Source organism: Nonomuraea rhizosphaerae (genome assembly GCF_019396405.1).
GTDB lineage: Bacteria > Actinomycetota > Actinomycetes > Streptosporangiales > Streptosporangiaceae > Nonomuraea > Nonomuraea rhizosphaerae.
Genome location: NZ_JAHKRL010000235.1, coordinates 1 through 6,292, shown reverse-complemented (window position 1 = coordinate 6,292; position 6,292 = coordinate 1). Strand labels below are relative to the sequence as shown.

5 protein-coding genes are annotated in these 6,292 nt (G+C 72.9%); all 5 read right to left on the bottom strand.

Translation table 11 applies throughout. From position 1 onward, the window contains the following. A partial coding sequence (locus KME77_RS11725) for a sigma factor-like helix-turn-helix DNA-binding protein (protein WP_281424102.1) occupies positions 1-573 on the bottom strand: 573 nt, incomplete at its 3' end. 48 nt (positions 574-621) lie between these two features. Beyond that, positions 622-2,454 (bottom strand): UvrD-helicase domain-containing protein, encoded by a 1,833-nt coding sequence (locus tag KME77_RS11720; protein ID WP_219465693.1) that lies wholly within the window; start codon positions 2,452-2,454, stop codon positions 622-624. Between the two features lie 4 nt (positions 2,455-2,458). Continuing rightward, the gene (locus KME77_RS11715) at positions 2,459-4,738 is read right to left on the bottom strand and encodes a hypothetical protein (RefSeq protein WP_219465692.1); all 2,280 of its coding nucleotides are present in this window, start codon (positions 4,736-4,738) and stop codon (positions 2,459-2,461) included. 177 nt (positions 4,739-4,915) lie between these two features. After that, positions 4,916-5,692, bottom strand: coding sequence for a class I SAM-dependent methyltransferase (locus tag KME77_RS11710; protein WP_219465689.1), 777 nt, complete (start codon positions 5,690-5,692; stop codon positions 4,916-4,918). Between the two features lie 100 nt (positions 5,693-5,792). Beyond that, a partial coding sequence (locus KME77_RS11705) for an ABC transporter substrate-binding protein (protein ID WP_219465688.1) occupies positions 5,793-6,292 on the bottom strand: 500 nt, incomplete at its 5' end.

Here is a 6,292-nt window from a genome sequence, read left to right as displayed (position 1 = left end):
GACCGCCTCGGGCCCGCCCAGCCAGGCCTCGACGTGGTCGCGCAGGTCGCGTTCGATCTGCCTGATCCGCTCCCGGGTGACCGAGAAGCGCTGCGCCAGCTCGTCGAGGGTGGAGCGCTGCTCGGCGTACAGGCGGTCGCGGGCGATGGCGCGCTGCCGCTCGTCCAGCGCCGCGAACAGGGAGTCGATCAGCTCGGGCAGCGGCCTGTCCTTACGGGGCGCGGGCACGGCCACGGGCTCGGAGGGGGGTTCGAGGAGCCGGTCGAACACCCCGCTGAACAGCTTCTGCACCACGTCCTTGCCCAGCATCTCCGGCGTCCGCTCGGCCTCGGCGGGGTCGGAGAAACGCAGCAGGGGCAGGATGTCGCCGAGCAGCAGATGCCCCCAGCAGGCCACGGCCAGGTCGGCCAGGTGGCCCGCGACGGTCTGCGTGCTGACGACGGCGCATGCGCGGTCGAGCGGGATCGCCTGCCACCAGGCCTCGGGCAGCTGGGGCTCCTCCACGATCGGCGCGATCTGGACGGGGGACGTCCAGCGCAAAGGTGGTGTGAGGTCGCTCAGGCTGAGGTTCATTGGGGTCCAACCGGCAAAGGGAAGATATCCGCAGTTCAGACTATGTGATCAGAGTGACAGAAAGGGGCTACCTCTTCCTGAATGCGATATATAGAGGATTGATCGCGCCCGTGTGCAGGCCACGTACAGCATGCTCCGCTCCCGGAGCAACGCCCGCGCGCGGGCGGCCGGATCCTCGGGCGCGTTCGAGGGCGGTGGCTCGGGCACCACGCCCTCCGCCACGCCGATCAGCGCGACCCGGTCGAACTCCAGCCCCTTCAGGTTCTGGAACGTCGAGACCCGCACGTCCGCCCGCCCCAGCGCGCGCCGGGCCTCCCGCACCAGCTTGGGCGTACGCGCCGCGACGGCGATCTCCACCGCCGGGACGCCGTCGTCCTCCAGCCAGGAGGTCACCGTGGCCGCCAGCCCGGCCAGCTCCGACTCCGGCGACTCGTACGCGCGCAGCATCGGCCGCTCGCCGTTGCGCAGCGCGCGGAAGCCGTACAGCGGGGCCATGCCCTTGACCAGCCCGTCGGCCGGACTGCCGCCGCGCAGCCGCACCGCGAACGACAGCGCCTCCTGCGGCAGCCGGTAGGAGACGTCCAGCGTGTGCTGCATGGCCGGGATGCCGACCGAGCCGAGCGTCACGCGCGTGCCGGTCACCCGCTGGTGCGGATCGCCGACGATGAACAGGTCGTCGCGCGCCCTCGGCGCCGCCGCCCGCAGCAGCCGCCACTGCGACGGGCTGATGTCCTGGGCCTCGTCCACCACGATGTGCCGGTACGGCTTACGGCTCGGCTCCACGTCGTCGAGCAGGTCGCCGGTGTCGCGGGACAGCAGCCGCAGCGCCTCGTCGGTCAGCTCGGCCAGGGTGCGCGCCCCGGGCCCCACCAGCGTGGGACGGCGGCCCTCCGCGTCGGCCACGATGCGCAGGGCGAGTCGCTCGGCGTTGTCCACCTCGACCCGCTTGCGCGTCACCTCGTCGTCGATCAACCGGTCGAGCCTGGCGGACAGATCCTCGCCCAGCCCCTGCGAGAACGTCACCAGCAGCACCGGCCCGCTCCCGTGCGCGGCCAGGTACGCGGCCCGGTGCAGCGCGATCACCGTCTTGCCGGTGCCGGGCCCGCCGATCACCAGGACGGGATGCTCGTAACGCGCGGCCCTGGCCAGCCGGTGCTGCTCGGGACGCGGGAACGCGCACCACTCCGGCATCGCGAGCACCCGCTCCAGCTCCACCTTGTCGGCGGCGAACACCGCGCGGTCGGGGCTGCGCCGCAGCGCCGCGTGCAGGTCGTCCGGATCGATCGGGCCGTCCTCGTCGGTCGCCCGGCAGGCGTCCAGCTCCCGCCACGCCTCCGACAGCGAGCCGCCCCTGGCCAGCACCGCCAGGGGCACGTGCTGGGTCCGGGGGAGCAGCGGTTCGAGCGCCTCCACGTCGGCCTCGTTGGTGATCAGCCGTACGAGGGGGAGGGCGCGGACGTCGATGCCCAGCCCGAGCAGATCACTGTCGCAGATCGGGGCGAACAACCGCGATCTGCCCGTCGAGCGGCGGAGCGCGGGCTCGGCGCGTTCGAGCGCCTCGGCGTCCCACTCCTCGACGACGCCGATCACGGGGTTGACGCCGTACCTGTGCCGGCGGGCGTACGACCAGGCGTCCGGATCCGGCAGAACGGTGCGCAGCCAGTACACCTCACGCTGGCGCACCACCACGCCCCGATGGCCGGCGGCCAGGCGCAACGTGAAGACCCGCGCGTCCCTCGCGCCCCTGACCCGCTCGGGGTGCGGGGCGCCCGCGACACTGAGCAGCATGCGGCGCAGCGCGACCACGGCGTCCCTGCGCACCGGCTGTTCCAGTGCGCTGAGCTCCCTGGGGAAGTCAGGGGCGATCGCCAGCCGCGGCACGGGCTCAGTCCAGGAGTTGCAGCAGGTCGCGGTCCCCGCGTTCGCGGAGCCTGGTCAGCAGGTCGGGCAGTCCTACCGGGCCCGTCATCCCGATCCTCGTGGCGATCACCCGGGCGGCCTGCTCGCGGGTGCCGCCAGGGGCGGTGTACCCGACCAGGCGCAGCGCCTTGGTGATCTTCTCGGCGCCCTGCGCGGCCACCGGCAGGTGCCTGGCCCGCAGCACGCCCTCGTCCGACAGCGTGAGGAACAGGTGCCCGCCCTCCTTGGCGCCCACGTCCGCCAGCAGCCGCTCGACCGACTCCAGCACCGGCCTGCCGTGCCAGGTCATCGTCAGCTCGCCGGCCGCGCTGCGCACCGTCCTGCTCTCGCCCGGCGACAGCCCCAGGTACGTGGCGAACCCGGTCGGCAGCGCGCACTCGCCCCCGGTCAGCTGCTCGGCCGTCACGTCGATCCGCAGCCACCACCGGCCGTCCGGCTGGCGGAAGCAGCGCCTGGTCTGCGAGACGTCCTTCAGCGGCTGGTACGGCTTGTGCTGCTCGCCCGACTTGCCGTTGCCCTCGCCCGCCACGACCGGCTCGGCCGGGGTGAACGCCTGGAACTGCGGCGTCCCCGGCGGCGGGGACGGGATCTGCGGCACCTGCGCGAACGCCGACGGCAGCTCCACCGGCTCCTGCGCCTGCGGCTGCGGCTGGAACGCGTGCTGAACGGGCTGCGGCTCCTGCGCCGGCGGCCGGTCCGGCAGCGTGGCCAGCACGAACTGCCAGGCGGGGACCTCCAGCGCGCGGATCTCCACGGCGTGCCAGTCGGCCGCGCCGATCAGCCGCTCCTTGGGGGCCGTCGTGCCGATCGTTCTGCGCAGCTCGTCCAGATGCGCCCGGTACGGGGCCGCCTCGTCGCTGGACAGCCACTGGTCCAGGCGGGTGCGCAGCTCGTTCTCGGTGGCGTCGATCTCGGCCGGGGGGACGGCGAACAGCTTGGCGAGCTGGTCGACGGCGGACGGCTGGTCGGTGAAGACCCGGTTCTGGGCGACCGCCCAGCTCTTGTCGTCGAGCCCGGCGAACGCGGCCTCGATGAGATCGGGCAGCTCCTGGCTGGGGCCGGGGGCGTGCTCGGCCTCCGGCTCCGGTTCGGGCCCAGAGGCTTCGGGCTCAGAGGCTGCGGGCTCGGGGCCTGCGGGCTCGGGGGTTTCGAGGCCGGGGGCTTCGAGCGCATCGGCTTCGAGCGCGGCGGCTTCAGGGACGGCGGCCTCGGAGGCGAGGGCGGCGGGCTCCTCCGGCGCGGCGTCCTCCGGCTGGTCGGCGCTCTCCCCGGAGACCGGTTCCGCGTGCTCGGAGACCGGTTCGGCCTCCTCGGGAGCCGCGTCCGCTTCGAGGGCCGACGCCTCGTCCAGGGCGGGCTCCTCGTCGGCGGCCGGCCGGTCGTCCGGAGCCGCCTCCTCGTCGGGAGCGTGCCCCTCCGGGGCCTCTTCCGGGGCCTGGGCGGCCTCCGGCTCGTCCTCAAGGCCCTCCGCCCGAAGCCCGGCCGCCTCGTCCGCCTCCTGGGCGGCGGGCTCGGGAGCGGGCTCCTCGGCCGCGTCCAGGACGGGTTCGCGCTCCTCCTCGGCGCCCGGCCCGGAGTCGAACTCGGCGATCGGCTCGGCGATCGGCTCGGCGTCCACGACGGGCTCGGCGTCGGCGTCCAGCACCGGTCCGGCCTGCTCGGCCTGTTCCGCCTGCTCGGCCGAGTCGGCCGGCTCGGGTGACTCGCCGCCCGCCGCGTCGGCCTCGGGCGACTCGCCGCCCGCCGCCTCAGCCTTCGCCACCTCGGCGTCCGGCTCCTCGGCGTCCAGCACGTCGCCGACGACCGGCGCCTCCTCGCCCGGCGACGGCGCCTGCTCCACCATGGGAGCGGCGTGGGAACGCTCCTCCGCGAGCTGCGGCGCCAGCCGTACCAGCACCGCCGAGAACAGCGTGTTGAGCACCGGACGCGCCTGGATGAACGGCTGGTCGACCAGCTCCCGGGCGGTCAGCCCGAGCAGCCCGGTCCACGACCCCGCCCGGTCCAGCGCGATGGCGACCTGCGGCTCGTCGGCCTCCTCGGGATCCAGCACGTGCAGTGCCGGAAGCACGTCCCCCACGGCGGCGGCGGGCCAGTGCTCAAGCGTGATCTCGGTCAGCAGCTCGCCCAGCGACTCGGGGCCGATGGCCGCCAGGACGTGCGGCATGGGCAGGCTGCGCCACCAGGCGTCCGGAAGCTCCGGCTGCCCGGTGAGCAGCGTGATCGTGGACGCGTCGCTCCACCTCAACGGTGGTACTAGGTCGCTCAGGCAGAAATTCATCCCGTTCCGTTCACCAGCCCCTCACGCCGCCGTTTCGTCGCAAGGCTCCCAGACATTCGTTCAGCGGTGCAGCCTTACTTTCTCCGCCGCCCACGGAACAGACCATAGTCCGGCAAAACTCCCCTACGCATCATCGACTACGTATCAACGCCGTACAGCGGCGAAGCGTAGACGGACGTAGTCGGCCATCCATCCCGTCTCCCTGCGCAGGGCGGGCGCGGCCAGCTCGTTGACCCGCTGGAGCAGGGGTTCGACGATGTCCGGCGGCAGTCCTTCGAGGACGGACGAGGCGAACATGCGCACCCAGTCGGCGGCCCCTTTGGGGCACTCGTCGAGCGGGGCGGGCCGGTCGAAGTACTCGAGCAGCCGGACCACGAAGCCCTCCTGCTCCAGGCGGCGGGCGTACTCGGCGGGCGTGGGGAAGTACCAGGGCAGTTCGGGCTCGCGCAGGCCGTACTCGCGCCAGGCGGTCAGCATCGCGGCGGTCAGCTCCGCGCAGTTGCCCGCGCCGCCCATCTCGGCCACGAACCGGCCGCCGGGCGTGAGCGCCTCGTGCACGTTGGCGATGACGGAGACGGGGTCGCGGCTCATCCAGTGGAGGGCCGCGTTGGAGAAGACGGCGTCGTAGGCCATCGCCACGCTGAAGTCGTGCCCGTCGCCCACGATGAAGTCGACGCCCGGGTAGAGGGCGAGGGCCTTCTCGATCATGGCGGGGGAGCCGTCGATGCCGAGGACGTCAGCGCCACGGGCGGCGATCTGGGAGGTCAGCACCCCGGTGCCGCAGCCCAGGTCGAGCACCCTCTCTCCCGGCCGCGGGTCGAGCAGGTCCACCAGAGGCGCGCCCTGCGTCGAGACGTAGCCGAAACTGCCGTCGTAGGCGCGACTGCTCCACCGCTCCAAGCTCGGTGTGTCGTATCGCAAGACGATCAGCTCTCATTCGTCAGACATCGGGCCCCCCTGGCCGTGCTGTCCGTTCACTTTAGAGCCAATTGTCTCCGCGACATATCAAGTCACAGTGGTCTCATCGGACACTTTGTGTCCACTCCCTCTTCAGGTAGGACTTGGCGGCGTCCGTCTGCGGGATCGTGAGAAGCACCGGCGGCCCTGGCGCGGCGGGCAGTTTGGCCGCCTGCTCGGTGTCGAGCGTGCCCCGCATCAGCATCGCCTCGCCGCGCGCGGGCCTGGCCCAGCCCTTCTGCAACAGGTTCTGGCCCTCGTCGGAGAAGAGGAACTCCTCCCACAGCCGGGCCGCCGCCGGATGCGTCGCGTCCTTGTTGATCGCCTGTACGTGGTACGCGCCGAGCGGGGCGTCGCGCGGGATCATCACCTTCCACGCCTCGGGGTCCTGGGCGCTGCGCGCCGCGTTGAGGTGGTCCCAGTCCACGATCACGTTGGCCTTGGCCGGGTCGGTGAGTCGTCCCGCCTGCTTGAGCTTGGCGAACAGCTCGACGCCGCGCTCCGGCTCCGCCGTGCCCGACCGCAGCGAGGCGGCCATCACGCCGTCGAAGGCCGCCGCCGAGC